Annotated in this window: 17 protein-coding genes; 13 read left to right on the top strand and 4 right to left on the bottom strand. The window is 70.7% G+C overall.

Annotation, left to right across the window (positions count from 1 at the left end; translation table 11 throughout):
* The first annotated feature begins 28 nt into the window (after positions 1-28).
* Genes ABD191_RS04350 through ABD191_RS04390 form a run of 9 tightly spaced genes read left to right on the top strand, consistent with a single transcriptional unit; the run spans position 29 to position 10,331 of the window.
* Complete coding sequence (locus ABD191_RS04350) at positions 29-790, top strand: enoyl-CoA hydratase/isomerase family protein (protein ID WP_344077055.1); 762 nt, start codon at positions 29-31, stop codon at positions 788-790.
* Positions 775-2,250, top strand: coding sequence for a CoA-binding protein (locus ABD191_RS04355; protein WP_344077057.1), 1,476 nt, complete (start codon positions 775-777; stop codon positions 2,248-2,250). The genes ABD191_RS04350 and ABD191_RS04355 overlap by 16 nt, the downstream gene beginning before the upstream one ends.
* The gene (locus ABD191_RS04360; protein ID WP_344077059.1) at positions 2,237-3,577 is read left to right on the top strand and encodes an acetate--CoA ligase family protein; all 1,341 of its coding nucleotides are present in this window, start codon (positions 2,237-2,239) and stop codon (positions 3,575-3,577) included. Before ABD191_RS04355 ends, ABD191_RS04360 begins: the two co-directional genes overlap by 14 nt.
* Positions 3,574-4,212 (top strand): acetate--CoA ligase family protein, encoded by a 639-nt coding sequence (locus ABD191_RS04365; RefSeq protein WP_344077061.1) that lies wholly within the window; start codon positions 3,574-3,576, stop codon positions 4,210-4,212. The genes ABD191_RS04360 and ABD191_RS04365 overlap by 4 nt, the downstream gene beginning before the upstream one ends.
* A complete protein-coding gene (locus tag ABD191_RS04370) occupies positions 4,209-5,837 on the top strand; it encodes a thiamine pyrophosphate-binding protein (protein WP_344077063.1) in 1,629 nt (542 codons plus the stop codon). Before ABD191_RS04365 ends, ABD191_RS04370 begins: the two co-directional genes overlap by 4 nt.
* Positions 5,838-5,894: 57 nt before the next feature.
* Positions 5,895-6,881, top strand: coding sequence for a hypothetical protein (locus tag ABD191_RS04375; protein ID WP_344077065.1), 987 nt, complete (start codon positions 5,895-5,897; stop codon positions 6,879-6,881).
* Complete coding sequence (locus tag ABD191_RS04380; protein WP_344077067.1) at positions 6,878-8,074, top strand: CoA transferase; 1,197 nt, start codon at positions 6,878-6,880, stop codon at positions 8,072-8,074. Before ABD191_RS04375 ends, ABD191_RS04380 begins: the two co-directional genes overlap by 4 nt.
* The gene (locus ABD191_RS04385; RefSeq protein WP_344077068.1) at positions 8,071-9,135 is read left to right on the top strand and encodes a CaiB/BaiF CoA transferase family protein; all 1,065 of its coding nucleotides are present in this window, start codon (positions 8,071-8,073) and stop codon (positions 9,133-9,135) included. The genes ABD191_RS04380 and ABD191_RS04385 overlap by 4 nt, the downstream gene beginning before the upstream one ends.
* On the top strand, positions 9,132-10,331 hold the full coding sequence (locus ABD191_RS04390) for an MFS transporter (RefSeq protein WP_344077070.1): 1,200 nt from the start codon (positions 9,132-9,134) through the stop codon (positions 10,329-10,331). Before ABD191_RS04385 ends, ABD191_RS04390 begins: the two co-directional genes overlap by 4 nt.
* 25 nt (positions 10,332-10,356) lie before the next feature.
* On the opposite strand, the gene ABD191_RS04395 is transcribed toward ABD191_RS04390, so the two are convergent.
* Entirely contained in the window at positions 10,357-12,006 is a 1,650-nt protein-coding gene (locus tag ABD191_RS04395; protein ID WP_344077072.1) for a thiamine pyrophosphate-binding protein, read from the bottom strand.
* A 59-nt stretch (positions 12,007-12,065) separates the two neighbouring features.
* Positions 12,066-13,025: a LysR substrate-binding domain-containing protein gene (locus ABD191_RS04400; RefSeq protein ID WP_344077074.1), complete on the bottom strand. Its 960-nt coding sequence runs from the start codon at positions 13,023-13,025 to the stop codon at positions 12,066-12,068.
* 170 nt (positions 13,026-13,195) lie between these two features.
* On the opposite strand from ABD191_RS04400, the gene ABD191_RS04405 reads away from it, so the two are divergent.
* Complete coding sequence (locus tag ABD191_RS04405; protein WP_344077076.1) at positions 13,196-14,143, top strand: YeiH family protein; 948 nt, start codon at positions 13,196-13,198, stop codon at positions 14,141-14,143.
* A gap of 38 nt (positions 14,144-14,181) precedes the next feature.
* On the opposite strand, the gene ABD191_RS04410 is transcribed toward ABD191_RS04405, so the two are convergent.
* Together ABD191_RS04410 and ABD191_RS04415 are read right to left on the bottom strand one after the other, a co-directional pair.
* Positions 14,182-14,526 carry a ferredoxin family protein gene (locus tag ABD191_RS04410; protein ID WP_344077078.1) on the bottom strand — a complete coding sequence of 115 codons (345 nt, stop codon included), beginning with the start codon at positions 14,524-14,526 and terminating at the stop codon, positions 14,182-14,184.
* On the bottom strand, positions 14,523-15,545 hold the full coding sequence (locus ABD191_RS04415; RefSeq protein ID WP_344077080.1) for an NAD(P)/FAD-dependent oxidoreductase: 1,023 nt from the start codon (positions 15,543-15,545) through the stop codon (positions 14,523-14,525). Before ABD191_RS04415 ends, ABD191_RS04410 begins: the two co-directional genes overlap by 4 nt.
* Before the next feature lie 238 nt (positions 15,546-15,783).
* Here ABD191_RS04415 and ABD191_RS04420 point away from each other — a divergent pair, with 238 nt between their 5' ends.
* The 3 genes from ABD191_RS04420 to ABD191_RS04430 are packed head-to-tail and all read left to right on the top strand — an operon-like array spanning position 15,784 to position 18,906.
* The gene (locus ABD191_RS04420) at positions 15,784-17,046 is read left to right on the top strand and encodes a Rieske 2Fe-2S domain-containing protein (RefSeq protein ID WP_344077082.1); all 1,263 of its coding nucleotides are present in this window, start codon (positions 15,784-15,786) and stop codon (positions 17,044-17,046) included.
* Between the two features lie 40 nt (positions 17,047-17,086).
* Positions 17,087-18,019 carry a DODA-type extradiol aromatic ring-opening family dioxygenase gene (locus ABD191_RS04425; protein ID WP_344077084.1) on the top strand — a complete coding sequence of 311 codons (933 nt, stop codon included), beginning with the start codon at positions 17,087-17,089 and terminating at the stop codon, positions 18,017-18,019.
* The gene (locus ABD191_RS04430; protein ID WP_344077085.1) at positions 18,016-18,906 is read left to right on the top strand and encodes an alpha/beta fold hydrolase; all 891 of its coding nucleotides are present in this window, start codon (positions 18,016-18,018) and stop codon (positions 18,904-18,906) included. Before ABD191_RS04425 ends, ABD191_RS04430 begins: the two co-directional genes overlap by 4 nt.
* Positions 18,907-19,055 lie beyond the last annotated feature (149 nt).

A 19,055-nucleotide genomic window follows, 5' to 3' on the forward strand; every position in this document is an offset into this window, starting at 1 on the left:
CGCAACCGTTCAACGGAACAGGAGAGTCATGAGCACCGTCACGTACGAGGTCGCCGACAAGGTGGCCGTGATCACCATGAACCGTCCCGACAAGCTCAACGCGATGAACTTCGAAATGCGCTGCGAGCTGGCCGAAGTATGGCGCCGGGTCGAAGCCGACCCCGACGTGTGGGTGGCGATCGTGACCGGCGCGGGTCGGGCCTTCTCCGTCGGCCACGACCTGGTCGAGGTGGTCACGCCGGAGATGAAGCTGGCCGACCCCGACGCCGCCGGCGTGTACGGCGGCATCGCGGACATCTACAAGCCGGTGATCGCGGCCGTGAACGGGATGGCGTACGCCGGTGGCTCCGCGGTCGCGCTCATGTCTGACATCCGGATCGCCAGCACGACGGCCAAGATGGGCTGGCCACAGGTGCGGCACGGCATCTCCTCGGTGTCCGGCCCCACGATCCTGTCGCGGTTGCTGCCGATGAACCAGGCATACGAGTTCCTGTTCACCGGCGACGACCTGCTGCCGCAACGGGCGTTGGAACTCGGCCTGCTGAACGCGGTCGTGGAGCCGGACCAGCTGATGAAGAAGGCCTACGAGTACGCCGAGCGCATCCTGCGGTGTGCTCCGCTGGCCCTGCGCAACATCAAGTACACGACCGCGCACACCAAGGGACTCTCGCTCCGCGACGCCATCGCGATCGGTGAGAAGACCGGTGACCTCGTGCACCACACCGAGGACGCGAAGAACGGCCTCAAGGCCTTCGCGGAGCGCAGGACCCCTCAGTGGACGGGGCGTTGACGGGGCTGGCGGCCCGCACCGGGGAAACCGGTGCGGGCCGCCAGGCCGCGAGCCTCGCGGCGTTCTTCGAGCCGGCGACCATCGCGGTCGTGGGCGCAACGGATCAGCCGGGCAAGCTGGGCACCACCGTCATGCGGGCCCTCATCGAAGGGCCGTACGCCGGGCGGGTGGTGCCGGTGAATCCCCGGCGGGACGTGCTGTTCGGGCTTGACGTGGCAGCCGGCCTGGCCGACATCCAGGGTAATGTCGATCTTGTTTTCGTCTGCGTCGGCGACGCGGCGGTGCCTGACGTGCTGCGTGCCTGCGCCGACCGGCGGGTCGCGGCCGTCGTCGTCCTCAACGCGACCCTCGGGCCGGCGGAGGAGACCGGCGCGTTGCTCGACACCCTGCGGGCCGCGGGCACCCGCGTGATCGGCCCCAACTGCATGGGCGTCTACTCGTCGAACAGCGGCGTCTCCTGGACCCCCCGGGCCGCGTTCGACAAGGACGGCGGCCTCGGCCTGGTGTCGCACAGCGGCGGCATGGCACAGGACCTGTTGCTCTCCGCCAGCGCCCGCGGGCTCGGGGTGAGCGTGGCCGCCTCGCTCGGCAACTGCTGCGATGTCGACGAGGTCGATGTCGTCGAGTACCTCACCGAGGACGAGCGGACCGGCGCCATCGGGATGTACCTGGAGGGTACGTCGCGGGGTCCCGCCCTGCTGGCCGCCATAGCGTCGGCCAGCGCGACCAAGCCGGTCGTCTGCATGAAGGGTGGGCGCGATTCGGCCGCGGCCGAGGCTGTGGCGACTCACACCGGCAGGATCGCGGGCGACTACCGCGTCTGGGAGGGCCTGCTGAGGCAGGCCGGCGCCTACTTCGTGAACTCTCCGGAAGAGTTGCTGGACTGCCTGGCCCTGGTCGGCAGCGAGTTCGTCGACGGCCCGCTCTGCTTCGTCGGCAACGGCGGCGGGGCGTCGGTGTTGCTCTCCGACCTCGCCGCGGCCGGTCGGCTGCCCCTCGCACGACTGGCTGACGATCTCATCGCCAGGCTGGAGGGCGCGGTCGGTGTCCCGTCGTCTCGCGGCGGTGCGATCTGGGACATCCCCCTTAACTTCCTGCTGGCCAACGATGGTGACGGTGCCAGTCTCCTGGCGGGCGAACTGAGCCGGGACGCGGGTGTGGGCCGTCTGGTGCTGCACCTGAACCTGACGTCGTTCGCGAATCAGGACAACGCCGAGGACGAGGTCAGGAAGCTTGTCCGGCGCCTGCGCGAGGCTACCCGGACGGGCAACAGGGTCCTGGTGCTGAGGACCGACGGCTCCGCGCCGGTCAACGCGCTGCGGGCGATCGCTATCGAGGAGGCCGGCGAGGAAGGTGACCTGCCCTGCTTCAACTCGATTGAGTCGCTCATGCAGGCGTTGACCACGGTCGCCAGGCACCGGTCCGTCCGGGCCGGAGAGGGTGCCGATGTCGGTCCTTGACGCCCTCTTCAACCCGGAATCGATCGCCGTGTACGGCGCTTCCCTCGCCGACCCGGACAAGCTCGGGAGCCGGCTCCTGGCCAACGCCCGGGCCGCGCAGGACGCCGGGCAGATCTCCGTCACGGCGGTGCATCCCAAGGCGGCGGAGTTCGAGGACGCCCACGCCGTACCGTCCCTGGACCGGCCCACGGACCTGGCACTGATCTCGGTACCGGCGGCGGCTGCTCCGGCGGCGCTGGCCGACGCCGTCAGGGCCGGCGCCCGGGTCGCGGTGGTCCTCTCCTCGGGCTTCGGTGAAGCCGGCCCTCGAGGAGCCCAACTGCAGGCCGACCTGGTCGGGATCGCGGGGGAGGGGGGAACCCGCCTGATCGGCCCCAACTGCATGGGAGTCCTCAGCCGGTTCGGAAACGGAAGCTGGCTGAACGGCTCCTACTTCTGGGACGTGCCGCTGCGGGCCGGCTCCATCGCGTTCGTGAGCCAGAGCGGCGCCTTCGGCGGCATGTTCCTGTCGGAGCTGGACCGCAGGAGCCTCGGCCTGTCCCGATTCGCGAGCCTGGGTAACGCGGCCGACGTCACCGAGACGGACGTCATCGAATGGCTGGGCCGGGACCCGGCGACCCGGACCATCGCGGTGTTCTCCGAGTCCATCCGGGACGGCCGCCGCTTCGTGGACGTCACCCGCAAGATCACTGTCGACAAGCCGGTGGTGCTGCTGAAGGGCGGACGCAGCGTCGGCGGCACCCGGGCCGCCATGAGCCACACAGGTTCGCTCGCCGGCAGCTACCGCACGACGCAGGCCGCGCTGCGGCGCGCCGGGGTGCTCATGCCGACCGGATCGGACGAGTTCTTCGATGCGGTCACAGCGGCGGACGCGACGACCGGGCGGCCCCGTGGTGGGCCCAGCGTCGCCATCGTCACCGTGTCAGGAGGTCCCAGCGTCCTGGCGTGCGATGCCGCCGAATCCGCCGGCCTGCGGGTGCCGGTCCTCACCGACCGGACCCGGCAACGGCTCGGGGCGGTCCTGCCCCACTTCGCCGGCACGTCGAATCCGGTGGACCTGACCCCGCAGTGCCCGGCCGACGGCTTCTCGCCGGCCGTGCGGGCGGTGTATGACGATCCCGGCGTGGACGGGGTCATCGCCATCAACTGCGGCCTCGACGTGCCGGAGTTCGGCCACGCGGTGGCTGCCGCGGCGGCGTCGTCCGGCAAACCGACGACGGCGTTCCTGCTCGATGTGCCCCAGGTCCGCCAGCGGATCGTGGCTGCCGGGATTCCGTGCTTCGACTCTCCCGAGCGTGCGGTGCGGGGGTATGCCGCATGGGTATGACGCGATCCGATTCCACCAGGACTTTCCTGACCGAGTGGGAGAGCCGGGCCCTGCTGGCGCTTCCCGGACCCGCGCAGGCGTTGACCAGGTCCGTGACGGAGGCCGTGGACTTCGCGGCCCGGTACGAACGCGTGGTCGCCAAGGTCTCCGGCGTGGCCCACAAGACCGAGGTGGACGGGGTTCGCCTCAACCTGTCGGTGGCCGGCGTCCGCGCCTGCTGGGCCGAACTCGCGGCCCTGGGCGACGGCACGGTCATTGTCGCCGAGCAGGTCACCGGGAGCCACGAGCTGATCATCGGCGCGGTCCGTGATCCGCAGTTCGGTCCGGTGGTGACGATCGGGTTCGGCGGTGAGCTCACGGAACTCCTCGATGACGCGGTCGCCCTCCTCGCGCCGGTGGAGGAAGGGGAACTGGAGCGCGCCATCTCGACGCTGCGCACCGCTCCGCTGTTCTACGGCTACCGTGGGCATCCAGCTGTCGACCTGGTCGCGATCCGCGCGATCCTGGACCGGCTCAGTGCCGTTCTCGACGAGGACCCCGCGGTCGTCGAGATCGACTGCAATCCGGTCGTCGTCCGCAACGGCAAACCGTGTGTGCTCGACGCCCTCGTCGTTGTCGAGGCGGGCCGCGCATGACCGGCATGGTTCCCGGCTACCGGGCGCTGGCGGGGGCGGTCCGCGCGCTCGGCTCCGACCCGGTGTTCGGCCTCATGGGCGAGGCCAACCTGGCGTGGGTCAGCTGCCTCACCGAGGAACTCGGCGGGCGCTTCCTGTCGAGCCGGCACGAGGCGGGCGCGATCTGCATGGCCGTCGGACACCAGGTGGCGACCGGCCGGCCCTCGATCTGCACGGTCACGCACGGACCCGGCCTGATGAACGGACTTACCGCGTTGAAGGCCGCCGTGGACCTCGGCGCGGCCATCACGGTGATCACGGCCGACACCCCGCGGGACCGCCCGCTGCACCTGCAGCGGGCGGATCACCGGCTCCTCGCGCGGGCCGCCGGCGCGCACTATGTCCAACCGACCGATCCCGACGATCTCACGTCAGCGGTTCTCGACGCGGCTCACAGTGCGGGCCGAAACGCCCGGCCGGTGCTGCTCAACCTGCCACTTGAGTGGCTGTACGAGCAGCGCGAGTGGCGCGGCCCCGGACCCACCCCGAACGGGGACGCCGCGCCGCCACCCGAGGCGCGAAGCGAATGCGTCGCCGACATCGTGGCACTTCTCGCCGAGGCCGACCGGCCGCTCATCCTTGCCGGCCGAGGGGCGTGGCGCTCCGGCGCTGAGCCCGTACTGCCCGCGCTGTCCGCGCGGTTCGGCGCGCCGGTCGTGACGACCCTGGCCGCACGGGGTCTCGCCGCCGGTGTCGCGGTCGGGGCCGTGGGTGGGTACGGCGCTGACCACGCCAACGCGCTCGCGCAGTCCTGCGACCTGGTGATCGCGCTGGGAGCGAGCCTGAACGAGTACACCACCGACGGCGGCCGGCTCTTCCGGGGCGCCACCGTGGTCCAGGTCGACACCGATGAGGCCGCGTTCGGCAGACACGGCGACCGGCCCGGCCACGCGGTGCTGGGCGATGTGGCGGGCGTGGTCCGACAACTGCTGGCCACGACGCCGGATCGACCCGCCCCGTCCTGGGCGCCGGAGGCGGCCGAGCCGCGGCCCGAGCCGGTTCCCGGTCCGGGCGTACCGTCGGGCGTGGACCCGCGTGCCGCGATGCGTGTCCTCGACGAGGAGCTTCCCGCCGGCCGGCGGGTGATCGTGGACGGCGGGCACTGTGCCGAGTGGCCCAGCCGGTACCTCTCGGTGTCCGCCCCGGGGCGGTTCCTGCAGTCCACCGGCGCGGGTGCCATCGGACACGCCCTCGGCCTGGGCATCGGCGCGGCGCTCGGGGATCGCGACGAGCCCACGGTCGTGGTGCTGGGTGACGGCGCGTTGATGATGAGCGCGCCCGAGCTGGACACCGCCGTGCGCAGCCGGGCCCGACTGATGATCGTCGTACTCGACGACGCGGCGTACGGGGCCGAGGTGCACCGGCTGCATGCTCTGGGGCTCCCGCCCGGGCAGGCGACCTTCCAGCCGGTGAAGGCGGCCGCACTGATGGCGGCGGTCGGCGGCCGCGCCGTCCGGGTCACCGACCTCGCCGACCTGCGATCGGCGGCCAGGGACTGGTCGGGAACCGGGCCACTCCTGCTCGACGTGCCGGTCGATCCCGCGATCGTGTCGCGTCGCCTTCAGCCGATCACCGGGGTCACGTAGGCGCAGCGCATCCGCCTCCACCAGTTCACTGGACCAGCAACCGCAAGAGGAGCCTCCGTGTCGATACCCTTGACCACGTTCGATGAGATCAATACCGGGCACGTTAACGGCCCCGTCCCGTGGCGTCTGACCGCAGCGCAGGTGGACGCGGCACTGTGCGAGTACGACCAGTGGCGGCCACCGTTCGTCGGCTCGGATGAGCAGGGCCGGCGGATCATCCCGCCGTGCGTCAGCGTCGGTCCGGCCGTCGCCGCGTCACCGTTCCGGTTCCGGGGGATCGCGGCGGGCGTCGAGCTGCACAACCACGGGCACCTCTACCAGGACCGGGACTACGCGATCGACCTCTACGTCGACGAAAAGTACGAAAAGCGTGGCCGGCAGTACATCTGGTTCCGCGCCACGTTCAGTGACGAGGCGCGAACGGCGCATGAGTACCGTTGGCTGCAGGTGTTGTCGCCGGTGGCCAACCGCGACATCAGCTCCGAACTCACCCTGGCCGACGTCCGCGATGTCCAGGTCGACCAGCTCAACGAGTTCCCGTACGTGCCACCTGTCCCGGTTGTGCGCGGCCCGGACTGGCAGTTGACGGAGGCCTCGCCGGCGGTGCGGGCGGGCTACCTGCCCGACAAACCGGAGCCGGGCACACAGCTCCTCCCGCGGTCGGTCCGCTTCACGTGGACCAGGGCCCGCGACTACGCCGAGTGGCGGCGCCTGCGTACCGGGGAACCGCCGAGTTCGGCCGCCTGGAGCGTGCACTCCCACAGCGGGGCGGCCCGGGAGATCGGTCTGGACGCCGCCAACATCAGCGGCGCAAACATCGCGCCGTACCTTACGGACCTGGTACTGGACGCGTTCGGCGACCGCTGGCTGCTGGCCGGGTCCCTGTCGGTCAAGTTCCTCAAGCCGCTCGGGCTGACGGACTATTTCGTCGCGTCCGGGTCCGTGGAATCCACGACGCCGGAGGCCACGACCGTCACTCTCACGGGCCAGAACCAGGCGGGGGAGACGGTGCTGGTCGGTTCGGCCACGGTCGCCCGGCGATGACCACCGCGGCGGCCGGCGCCTTCCCCACCTTCGGCGACGCGCTCCGGATCCTTCCGGGCGTGACCGTGCTGGAGATCGGTACCCAGGCGTCGGCACCCTCGTGCGGTGCCGTTCTCGCCTCACTGGGCGCCGACGTGATCAAAGTGGAGCACCCCCGCGCGGGCGACCCGGCCCGGGCGGTCGGCCCCTTCCGCGGCTTCCCCGACCTGCACAACGGCCTGCTCTTCGAAGGGCTCAACCGTGCCAAGCGCTCCGTCACGCTGAACCTGACGATGCCCAGCAGCGTGCCGCTCGTGGCCGAACTCGCCCGCAACGCCGATGTCGTCATCGAGAACGCCGCCCCGGGGGGATACCCGTGGCCGTGGCTGGAGACGACCTGGCAGTCGGCGCGGCCCGCCGGCCTGGTGGCGTGCCACCTGAGTCCGCTGGGGGCACCCGCCGGCGAGCGGTTCGGTCCCCAGCACGAACTACAGGCGAGCGCCGCCAGTGGCATGAGCGCCACCATGGGGCTCCCGGATCGCCCGCCGCTGCCCCTGCCCCCCTTGGTCAGCGGGATAAACGCCGGCCTGTACGCCGCCACAGCGGTGCTCGCGGTCCTGAGCGACCCGAACCGCCGCGCCACCGTGTCGATCGAGGTGACCGAGGCCGAGGCACTCCTCGCGGTGCACACCGCTTCGGACCTGATCGACTGGGTTGTGGCGCAACGAGCGCCGATCCGCACCGGTGCCAAGCAGACCCGCGACGGTTTCAGCAGCGAGACCGTCGCCTGCGCGGACGGTTGGGCGCACGTGAGCCTGGTCGTGCCAGCCCAGCGGGAACACCTGCGGGCGCTGATGGCCGGGGCCGGGTTCGAGACCGACGAGGAACTCCAGGACGAGACCGGCGGTGTCAGTGAGCTGGTCCGGAGGTGGTTGGTGACCCAGACACGCAGACAGCTGCTGGAGGCCGAGCTGGCCCATGACGTCGGAGTCGTACCGCTGCTCAGCGGGTCCGAGTTCGCCGCCATCGTGGCGGAGCGTCGGGGTACGGCGGCGGAACTGGAGGACGCGTTGCTGGTGCCCCGCGTGACCGCGACGGATGAGTGCGCGCCCAGGCTCGGGCAGCACAACGGCGAGGTCTGGCCCGCGGTGTTCGACCGTGTGTACGGTGACGCCGGGTGGGCGACCGAGGCCTTCGTTCAGGGGCTGCTGTGACCGGCCAACCATTGACGTCCCTACGTGGGCTCACGGTGATCGACCTCTCCCACTACCTGGCGGGCTCAACGGCGACGGTGATCCTGGCGGACCTCGGCGCCCGGGTGATCAAAGTGGAGAGCAGCGGCCGGCCGGACGGGATCCGGCGCCAGATTCCCCGACCGGCGGGGACGATGCGACGGCCGGTCAGCTACCAACTCATCCGCGACAAGGAGCACCTCGACCTGGATCTCAAGTCGGCGGCAGGCAGAAGCCGACTCGAAGACCTGGTTCGCGAGTCCGACGTCCTGGTGGAGAACTTCTCCGCCGGCACCCTGGATCGACTCGGTATCGGATTCGCGTGGCTGAGTTCCGTCAACCCGGCGCTCTCGCTGGTCTCGATCCGTGCCTTCACCACCGGCACCGACCTCGACGCGATCAAGGCCGGAGCTCCGTCCATCCAGGCCATGACCGGCGTCGACGCCGCGCTCGGCACCATGGACGGCCGGCCGCTGGCGCTGGGCCGGCCCACCGGGGACATGGTCGCCGGCATTGACGCGGCGCTCGCGGTCGTGGCGGCCTGGCGCCGGGCACGCGTCACGGGCCGGGGCGGCCATGTCACCGTGGGGATCGACCGGGCGCTGCGGCAGCTGTTCGTCGCGGGGATGGCGGGGCAGGGTCGGCACGGGGCCGGACCGACCGGCTGCCCGCACGCCTTCTTCCGTTGCCGTGGGCACGAGGAGTGGTTGGCGCTGAGCTGCAACTCGGAAGCCGAATGGCGGGCGTTGGTCGCGGCCACGGTGGGCGACCGGGTGGGCAACGACCCGCGGTACGCCGACCGGTTCCTGCGCAAGGTGAACAGCGAGGCGCTGCATCGGGAGTTCGATCAGTGGTTCGAGGGCATCACGTTGGCCGACGCTGTCGACCGGCTGAGCGGCCGAGGCGTCACCTTCATGCCGCTGCTCGCGCCGGAGCGGCAGCTGACCACCGAGTTGTTCTCCGCCGCGGCGACGATCGTCGTACGCCCTGACGACGAGGTCGGTGACCATCCGACCGTCAGGCACTTTGCGCGCGTGTCGTGACCGACGGTTCCACCCTGGGGCCGCGCACCCACACCGCGACCCTGGTCGCCGCGGTGATGGCCACGGTAGGTTCGCTGCCGGTGTTCCTGCTCTCCTCGCAGGTCGTCCTGATGCGCGCGGACCTCGACCTGACCTCGGCCGAGCAGGGAATCATCGTCAGCACCTTCTTCACCACTGCCGCCCTGGGCACGACCGTGGTGTCGTACGTCATCCGGGCGGCGCACCTGGTCGCGGTGCCGGCCATCGGGGTGCTCGCGTCCGCGGCGGTGTGTGGCCTGTTCGCGGCGACGACCGGCTTCGTGCTGTGCCTGTCGTTCATGGCGATGGCGGGCGTCGTCCACGGAGCGCTCCAGATGGTCGGCAACATGCTGCTCGTCAGCAAGGTGCGCACGGAAGGCCTGGGTCTGGCCTTCGGCCTCAAGCAGTCCGCCGGCCCCGCCGCGCTGCTCGTGGGGGCTCTTGCCGTGCCGGTCGTGTCGACCGCGATCGGGTGGCGTGGGACGTTCCTGGTCGCCGCCGCGGGCAGCGCGCTCGTGGCGGCGGGCCTGCGCCGGGCCCTGGCCCGGATGTCGTCCACGATCGTTGCCGACAGGCCTGCCGTGCCCGTGCCGTCCGGGGCGGCCGACCCGGGGGAGACGCGACGCCGTGCGGGATCGGCTCGGCAGACCGTCTTCGCGGTGGGATCCGGGTGCGCCAGCGGTGCGGTCAACGCGTTGGCCGCCTTCCTCCCGGCCTGGGCTTTCCTCAGCGGCTACAGCGTGGCAGCGGCGGCGCTGCTCACGGCCGTCGTGACCGCCGGATCCCTGCTCATGCGCATCGGTCTGGGCGTGGCAGCCGACCGCGGCCTGGTCAGGCCGGCACGAACCACCGCGGTGGCGATGGTGATCGGCTGTGTCGGCCTGCTGCTGCTCGCGCGCGGTGACGGGACCAGCGTGATGGTGGGCGCGGTCCTGGCCGTCATGGTCGGCTGGGGGTGGACGGGCCTGGCGCTGGTGGCGAGCGTGCGCAACCGCACCGAACTCGGTGGCCGGACATCGCGGGGAGTCCAGACGGGAGCCTTCGTCGGCGGTGCGGTCGGTCCGGCCGGATTCGGCTTGTTGGCCGGGTACGGCTATCCGCTCGCCTGGTGGGCCGCGGCCGGCGTCATGCTGGCGAGCGGTCTCACGGTCCTGTTCGCGGAGCGACTGCCGCGTTGAGCCGGATGACGTCCCGGCCGTGGCGTCATGACACCTGGTCGTCGGGTGATGGCACCTGGAGCCGGGCGGAGACGACCGCCGGATCTGCCTTGATCTCAAGCAGACGCGGCCCGGTGGCAGCGATCAACCGAGGGAGCACCGTCTCGATATCGGCGGTGCTGGCGACGGCCTCGGCCGCCAGGCCCAGCGACCGGGCGAGCGCGACGAACGAGGGATTGTGGAAACGCGCGAACGTCACGGGAAGTCCCATGGCGCGCAGCTTGTGTACCTCCGCGCTGTAGGCACCGTCGTTCACCACCACGATCAGGGCGTCGATGCGTTCGCGTGCCGCGGTTTCGAGCTCCGGCAGCGTCATCAGCAGGCCGCCGTCACCGGCGGCGATCACGCAGGCGCGCTCAGGGCGTGCCAACGCGGCGCCGAGCCCGGTGGCCAGGCCCATCCCGACGGCTCCCGCTCCGATCGCGAGCAGAAATCCGGCCTGGTCGGGCACTGACAGGAAACGGCACGGCCACTCGATGAAGTGTCCGCCGTCCGTGGCGACGATGCGCTCGGCCGGCAACAACTCGTCAAGGCGGGCGAATACCCGCCGGGGATCGACGCCGTCGCCGTCCTCGGCATAGGTGGTGGCGGGAGGCTCGAAGGGCCGTACGGCCGTGGCCCATGCCGGTCTGGGCCCGGTGGCCCAGGCCTCCCGGGCCGCCGCGACGACGGCCTCGGCGGCGGCGGTGGCCGGAGCGACCACACCCATTCCGCCGCGGCCCCGCCTGCCCAGCACGGCGTTGTCCAGGTCGAACTGCACGACCGGGATGTCGCCGAACAGGCTGCCGTGGGCCACGGTGTGGTCACTCAGGCTGGCCCCGAAAACCAACAGCAGGTCGCATTCGGCCAGGAGCGAGCGTGTCGTGGGAGTGGAGAAACCACCGGCGACGCCGAGGTCGTGCGGGTGGTTCCGGAACGCCCCGTGGGCGAGCAGGGTCGTGCAGAGCAGCGCGCCGGACAGGTGAGCGAGCTCGGCCAGCACGGGGTAGGCGGCGTGGGCGCCCGCCCCGGCCAGGATGACCGGCCGTCGCGCGGCGCGTAGGAGATCGACGGCCTGACCGACGGTGGTGTCGCCCGGCGCGAAGGTGTCGAGTGGCCGCTCGTCAGGCCACGAGGGAGAGGCGTCGCGGCCCGGGTCTGGATGCACCTGGGCCATCAACAGGTCGGCGGCCAGGTTGACGAACACGGGCGAGTGGCGCTCGAGCGCCCGGCTGACGGCGTGGGCCAGCCCTGGGCGGAGGTCGTCGGGCCGGGTCACCTGGACGAAGCCCGCCCCGGTCGTGCCGACCAGGGCGGCATGGTCGATGTTCTGCAGGTGGAAGGGGTCGTCCTCGGGAGTGTCGCCGACGACGACGACGATCGGAGCGTGATCGGTGACGGCGGCCCGGAGCGCTGTGATCGCGTTCGACACGCCGGGGCCGTGGGTGACCGTGGCGATCCCTACCCGTCCCGACGTCCGGGCGTAGCCGGAGGCCATGCACAGCGCGCCGTTCTCGTGCCGGGCGGCGACGTACCGGCCGCCGAGAGCGTCGGCGAAGTGGGTGATCATCGCCATGTTGCTGTCGCCCATCACGCCGAAGAGCGTGTCGACGCCATGGTCGCGCAACGCCTGGGCGACGGCCTCGTAGCCGTGCAAAGTGTCCCCCTCTTGTCCAGGTGGTTGGGGTCGCGGTAAGGCTGGCAGAGGAGGACCTGTCAACCTAGGGCCCTGTCTCGGTGAGCGAAACCGCCCGTGCGTCCCTGCCGGCCCGCGACCACGCAGGAGGCGAGTCTGGCCGCCGGGTCGCTCAGCTGACTGCCGCTGCGCCAGATGAGGCGCAGCCGGCGGCGCAGGTCGACCCCCTCCAGCTGCACCCGGACGAGCGTTCCGTTGCGCAGATCGTCGGCGGCGGCCAGGCCGCTGAGAACGCCGATGCCCTGGCCCGCCAGGACCGCCGCCTTGATGGCGGCGGTCGAGCCCAACTCCAGGCGGCTCACCGGCATCCGGCCCACGACACTGCTCACCGCGCGGTCGAACGTGTCCCGGGTTCCCGAACCACGCTCCCGCATCACGAGGGGGACCTCCACCAGTTCGGTCGCGCGCACCGGCCGGCGCGTCCACGGATGGCCCGCGGGAACCACGACGACCAGTTCGTCGCTACCCACCGGCCGGACCCGCAGGCCGGTCGGAAGGCACGGGCCCTCCACGAAGCCCAGGTCGGCGCCGCCCTCAAGCACGTCCCGGGCCACCTCGGTCGAGTTGCACATGCGCAGCGCCACACTCAGCCCGGGCGAGCGGTTGCGCAGGTCGGTCAACCAGTCGGGGAGCAGGTACTCGGCGATCGTCATGCTTGCCGAGATCCGCAACTGGCTGTTGGTCCGGCGCCGGAGCGCGGCCACCCCCACTTCCAGCCGGTCGGACGCGTCGAGGAGCTGGCGCGCCCAGTCCGCCACGGCGGCGCCCTCCTCGGTCAGCGACGTGCCGCGTGGCGTGCGCTCCAGTAACGGCAGGTGCAGTTGGCGTTCGAGACGCCCGAGCCGCTCGGTTACGGATGGTTGCCGAACGCCGAGGGCCCGCGCCGCCCCGCCGATGCTCCCCTGCTCGGCGACGGCGATGAGCCACTCCAGTGAGCGCAGATCGGTGCGCTCCTGGCGGTCGGGAAGTCGTGTCCCCATAGGCCCTCCCTATGTACGGATAGGAGATCAGTGGCTACCGAGGGTGATGTGCTGGTGGAGATCATGAGGCCGTGCCAGCCAAATCAGTGCCATCCGCCACGACGTCGCCGACGCCAACATCGCCGACGTCAGGTCGCGGCTTCTGGGCGACCAACGGTCCGGGATTCGTCGTGATCTCATTGGGTGTCGTCGCCTCCTACGCGGTGAGCAGAGTGGCGCCGGTACTGAGCGCGCTCACGGTCGCGGTGGTCCTCGGCGCGCTCGCGCGGAATATCGGTCTGACGGGACGACGCGTGCTTCCCGGCATCACGATCGCCACCAAGCGGCTCCTGCGTGCCGGTGTGGTCCTGCTGGGTCTGCAACTGTCGGTCTCGCAGGTGCTGGACCTGCCGTACGGGGTGCTGCTCGTCGTCGTGGTGACCGTGGGTGCCACCTTCGCCGGCACCCTGCTGCTCGGACGTTGGCTGGGCGTCAGACCCGGCACGGCTCTGCTCGTGGCCACGGGTTTCTCGATCTGCGGAGCCTCCGCCGCGGCCGCGATGAACGCGGCCAGCGACAGCGACGAGGAGGACCTTGCGACGGCCGTGGGCCTGGTCACCATGTACGGCGGACTCATGATCGTTGTGCTGCCGCTGCTGCAGTCTCCGCTGGGCCTGTCCGCCGAACAGTTCGGCATTTGGTCCGGCGCGAGCGTCCACGAGGTCGCACAGGTCGTGGCGGCGGCGTCGGCCGCGGGCACGGCGGCGATCGCGGTGGCGACGGTCGTCAAGCTGACCCGGGTGCTCCTGCTGGTGCCCATGATCACTGCGTACGGCCTGGTCCAGCGCCGTCGATCGGACGCCGGAGACCAGGGCAAGCGCCCGCCGTTGGTGCCGCTGTTCGTGCTCGGGTTCGTAGCGGCCGTCGCCGTCCGGAGCACGGGCCTGCTTCCCGGGGGCGTCCTCGACACCGCGAAGACACTCACCACATTGCTGCTCGCCGGCGCCCTGTTCGGCCTCGGCTCCGCCGTTGACGTCCGGTCGCTCGTGCGCACCGGCGGTCGGGCCCTGGCCCTCGGCGCGGGGTCCACGGTTATCGCGCTCATGGTGTCTCTCCTCGGCATCTGGGCGGTCACGTGACCACGCGCGCCCCCCGGTAATCCGGCGGTGCTGCGTGGTCAGGCCTGCGGATGGGCCGCCACCAGCGGCGTGTCGACGCCGATGTCGCCGAGGGACGATGCGCCACCGGGGTCGCCGAGCGGAGCGTCCCGGCCCGGCAACGGCTTGTCGAAGAAGTCCGCCGAGTCGGCCAGAAAGATCGCCAGGTCCGGATCCTTCCTGGCCTTGCGGTCCACGACAATCGCCGAGACCGGGCACTCGACCTCGCAGGCACCGCAGTCGATGCACTCGTTGGCGTTGATGTAGCTCTTGCGGTCGCCGACGTAGATGCAGTCGACCGGGCAGACGTCGATGCAGGATCGGTCGAGGACGTCGACGCAGTCGGGTCCGATGACGTAGGTCATGATTCCTCCGCGGGAGTTCGCTGTCCGGGCTCGTCGGTCGAGTGACCGGGAAAAAGGGTGAGGTCGGGGTCGAGGTCGACCGCGACATGGTTGACGGCGAGTGCGACCTCACCGAATCCGACCGACATCAACTTGACCTTGCCGTCGAAGTCGGCGATGTCACCGGCCGCGTAGACGCGCGGGAGGCTGGTCCGCATCGCCCGGTCGACCTCGATCGATCGGCCGCGAAGCGTCAGACCCCAGGTGCGCAGCGGGCCGATGTCGGAGATGAAACCGAGGGCGGCGACGACATGGTCGGCGGCGAGCACCTGCTCCTTGCCGGAGGTGTGCCGCACGGTGACCTTCTCGAGGCGGCCGCTGGCGAGATCACCCTCGAGCGCGGTGACCTGCCGTTCCGTGAGGATCATCGTGCTGGGTGAGGTCCTGACCCGGGCGAGGGTGGCCGCGTGGCCGCGGAAGGCGGCGCGTCGGTGCACCAGCGTGACCGACCTGGCGATCGGGGCCAGCGTGTCCGCCCAGTCGAGCGCGGAGTCGCCGCCGCCGACGACGACCACGTCCTGGCCCCGGTGCGCTTGCGGGTCGACGACGAAGTAGGACAGGCCGGTGCCGAGCCATTCGTGGCCGGCCTCCAGGGGCCGCGCGCGGGGGGTGCCGATGCCTGCGGTGATCACCACGGCGCCGGCGCGGATCACCGTGTCATCGTCAAGGGTGACCACCGGCTGCCCGTCCTCGTGGGCGAGTGCCACGGCCTGGCGGCCCAGGACGTACGTCGGCTCGAAGGCGTCGGCCTGCTGCTTGAGCGCTGTCACGAAGTCGCGCCCGCGGATGCTCGGCAGGCCGGCGACGTCGCGAATCTGCTTCTCGGGGTAGAGGGCCATCACCTGGCCGCCGACCTGGGGCAGGGCATCGACCACGACGGTCGACAGGCCGCGGAAGCCGGCGTAGTAGGCGCCGTAGAGTCCCGTTGGCCCGGCCCCGAGGACGAGGACGTCCGTCGTTATTGTCTGCGCGCTGGTCACGCCGACCTCCTGCGTTGGTGAGCGAGAGACTCGGACTGTAGGAACACAATCGCTGCGGGGTCGTATGGCGTGGATCGCTGACCGGAATGCCCGTCAGGATCGGGCGGTTGTCGGTCCAACCTCAGTGACGCACCCGGTCCGCGGCCGTTCCGGTGGATGAACCGTTCCTGTTGTGAGCCGCCGCGCGCCGGTGGTCTGCTCCGAACAGACCCCAACCTGAGCGACCCGGGAGCATGCGATGACCCAGACTGCGAAGCCGGAGGCGGAGACCGACGCCGCTGCTCCCGCAGCGGCCGAGGAGCTACGGAAGAAGCCCGTGCGCAAGCAACGCGCCGGCAGGCTGCCCGGCCGGCAGGACTGGTCGAGCTGGCCGCGGTACCAGGCCGCCAAGGCGGGGTTCCGCGGCTACTGGTATCCCGTGTGCTTCTCCTCGCACGTCGGGGAGAAGCCCCGTCAGGTGACGCTGCTGGGCGAGAAGCTCTTCCTGATCCGCGACAAGGGCACGGTCTACGGGATGAAGGACCGCTGCCCACACCGTGGCGTGCCGCTCAGCTACGGCAACAAGCAGTTCCCCGGGACGATCTCCTGCGTCTACCACGGCTGGACGTTCGATCTCGAGACCGGCGACCTGACCGCGGTCATCACCGACGGGCCGGAGTCGCCGATCTGCGGCAAGGTGACCCAGCCGACCTATCACGTCGAGGAGCGGCTCGGCCTGGTCTGGGTCTACGTCGGCGACGGCGAGGAGCCGGTCCCGATCGACGAGCATCTTCCCGAGGAGCTGGTCGAGAACCCGGCAGTGGTCGGCATCCGGATCCAGCCGCGCGAGGGCAACTGGCGCTTCGCCTGCGAGAACGGGTACGACGAGGGCCACGCCAAGTTCCTGCACCGTACGGCGCTGTGGCGGCTGTTCAAGCCGATGCCGGTGTGGAACCTCACCAGGATTGTCAAGCGCGGCCGGTGGATCTACCGGGTGCAGACGGAGCAGCACTGGTCGGCGGACTTCCCCGGGGTCGGGCGGTGGAGCAACCAGGCCTGGTACCGGGCCCGGCCGCCGAAGGAGGTCTCCAACATCGGCAACACGGGCTCCCGGCGAAAGGCGAACCCGGCGATCGCCGCCCAGGAGTTCCCCGGCTTCGCCTCGGTCACGATGCCCGGCATCCTCCGGATCGTGTACCCCAAGTTCATCCACTACGAGTACTACGTGCCCGTTGACGCCGACAACCACCTCTACGTCGGCATGATGGCCAACTTCGCGAAGGGCGTCCGGACGCTGCCGTTCTACGCCAAGTACCTCGGCATGGTCCGCTGGCTCTTCCACGGTCAGTTCTCCGGCCAGGACAAGTGGATGGTCGAGGTCACCGACGCTCCGCCCGAGAAGCTCTACCGCCCGGACGACTCGCTGCTGCAGTGGCGGAAGTTGGCCGAGGACGTCACCGAGGAGCGCGTCGAACGGCTCGCGGCGTCGGGACTGGCCCCGTCCGGCCAGGACGAGGACTGAGGCGAGAGGAACCCGACGAGTGACAGCGATCGTGCTCGGTGTGGGAGCTTCCCATTCCACGCTGATGAACACGCACTGGGAAAAGGTCGTCGACACCGCGCGGGCCGAGGCCTTCCGCGACTCCCTTGACGAGGTGAACCGGCGGCTGAAGGAGTTGCGACCCGATGTCGCCATCATCGTGGGGTCCAACCACTTCCGCGGCTTCTGGCTCGATCTGATCCCGCCGTTCACCCTCGGCGTGGGCGAGGTCGTCGCCTCCGGCGAGTCCGGTACGCCCAAAGGCCCCCAGAAGACCGATCCGGTGTTCGCCAACGACCTGGCGACGTACCTGGTCGAGGCCGGCTCCGAGGTGGCGATCTCGGCACGGCTACAGATCGACCACGGTCAGTCGCATGCCATCCAGTACCTCTTGACTGACCTGGACATCCCAGTCGTGCCGCTGGTCATCAACGTGTTCGCCCCGCCCCTGCCGACGCTCGAGCGCTGCGCTCAGCTGGGTCGGCGCCTCGCCGAGGCGATCGAGGCGCACGCCGACGGCCGTACGGTGGCGGTGATCGCCTCCGGTGGCCTCTCCCACCAGCTGCCGTGGCCCAGCAACTGGGCCGATCCACAGGACGACGACGAGAAGTTCATGGTCGACGCGTGGCTCAACGGTCGCGGCGAGTGGGAGCGCTTCGACAAGCGCCGCAGGGAGATCATCCTCGCCGCGCAACCGTGCCTGTTCGAGGACTTCGACCGGCGGTTCCTCGCCGACCTCGAGGCCGGTCGACTGGAGGACTACCTTCGCCTGTCGACCGCGGAACTCGAGGAGATCGCCGGCAACGGCGGCCAGGAGCTGCGCACCTGGCTGGTGATGGCCGCCGCCCTCGGCTTCGCTCCCGGCTCCACTTTGTGCTACTCGCCGATGCCCGAATGGCTCACCGGCATGGGCGTCGGCGTCATCGAGCCGAACACCGCAGGAGACACCACATGACCACTGGCGCCCAACCCCTCACGTCGCCCGCAGCCGGGCCGGCGCCGAAGAGCCATTTCGTCGAGGCGGACGGGCTCACCTACCACTACCACGACCTCGGCAGTGGTCCGGACACGATCTTCCTGCACGGCGGCGGCCCCGGCTGCACGGGCTGGAGCGACTTCGGTCCGGTCGCGCCCTACTTCGCGGAGAACCGCCGGTGCGTGCTGCCGGACATCCTCCAGTACGGCAGGTCCGACAAGTGCCGGATCACGGGTCCCATGTGGGACTTCCACGCCGCCCGGACAGTGGCCCTCATGGACGCGTTGACGATCGAGCGGGCCGACTTCATTTGCAACTCCTGGGGCGGGACGATCGCGCTGGCGCTGGCGGCGTACTACCCGGACCGGGTGCGCTCGCTCGTGATCACCGGGTCGATGCCGGTGTTCTACGGGCCGCTGGCCCCGCTGCCCGAGCGCGGTCACCGCGGGCGCGCCGCCCGCGACGTGTACTACGGCGGCGAAGGGCCGACCCGGGACAAGATGCGCCAGTTGATCACCCGGCTGGAGTGGTACGACGCCGACCGGCTGCCGGAACAGACGGTTGACATGCGGTACGAGCAGAGCCTCGACCGCGGCGAGCGGGAGCTGGCCGCGATGTCGGACTCGCCGCGCGGTGACTGGCAGGACCTGACCGAGCAGCTCGGCCGCATCCAGGCGCCGACGCTGTTCATCTGGGGCCGCGAGGACGCGTTCCTCACCCCGGACTACCCGCTGATGCTGTCCAGGATGGTGCCGCGCGGCAACCTGCACGTGATGGATCACGTCTCGCACCACCTGCAGGAGGAGCGGCCCCGCGCCTACCACGCCGTCGTCGAGGGCTTCCTGCTCTCGGTAGATCACCCCTGACACCGCAGATACGAGACACCGCAAGGAGAAGACATGACCCCACTACGCGCGCTGCTCATCCTGGCAATCCTCGCGGGCGTCGGCCATGGAGTCGTCCGGGCGGCGCGCCGCAGCAACACCCAGGTGCACCGCATCAACCAGTGACCGAC

Source organism: Luedemannella helvata (genome assembly GCF_039528415.1).
Classification (GTDB): Bacteria; Actinomycetota; Actinomycetes; order Mycobacteriales; family Micromonosporaceae; genus Luedemannella; species Luedemannella helvata.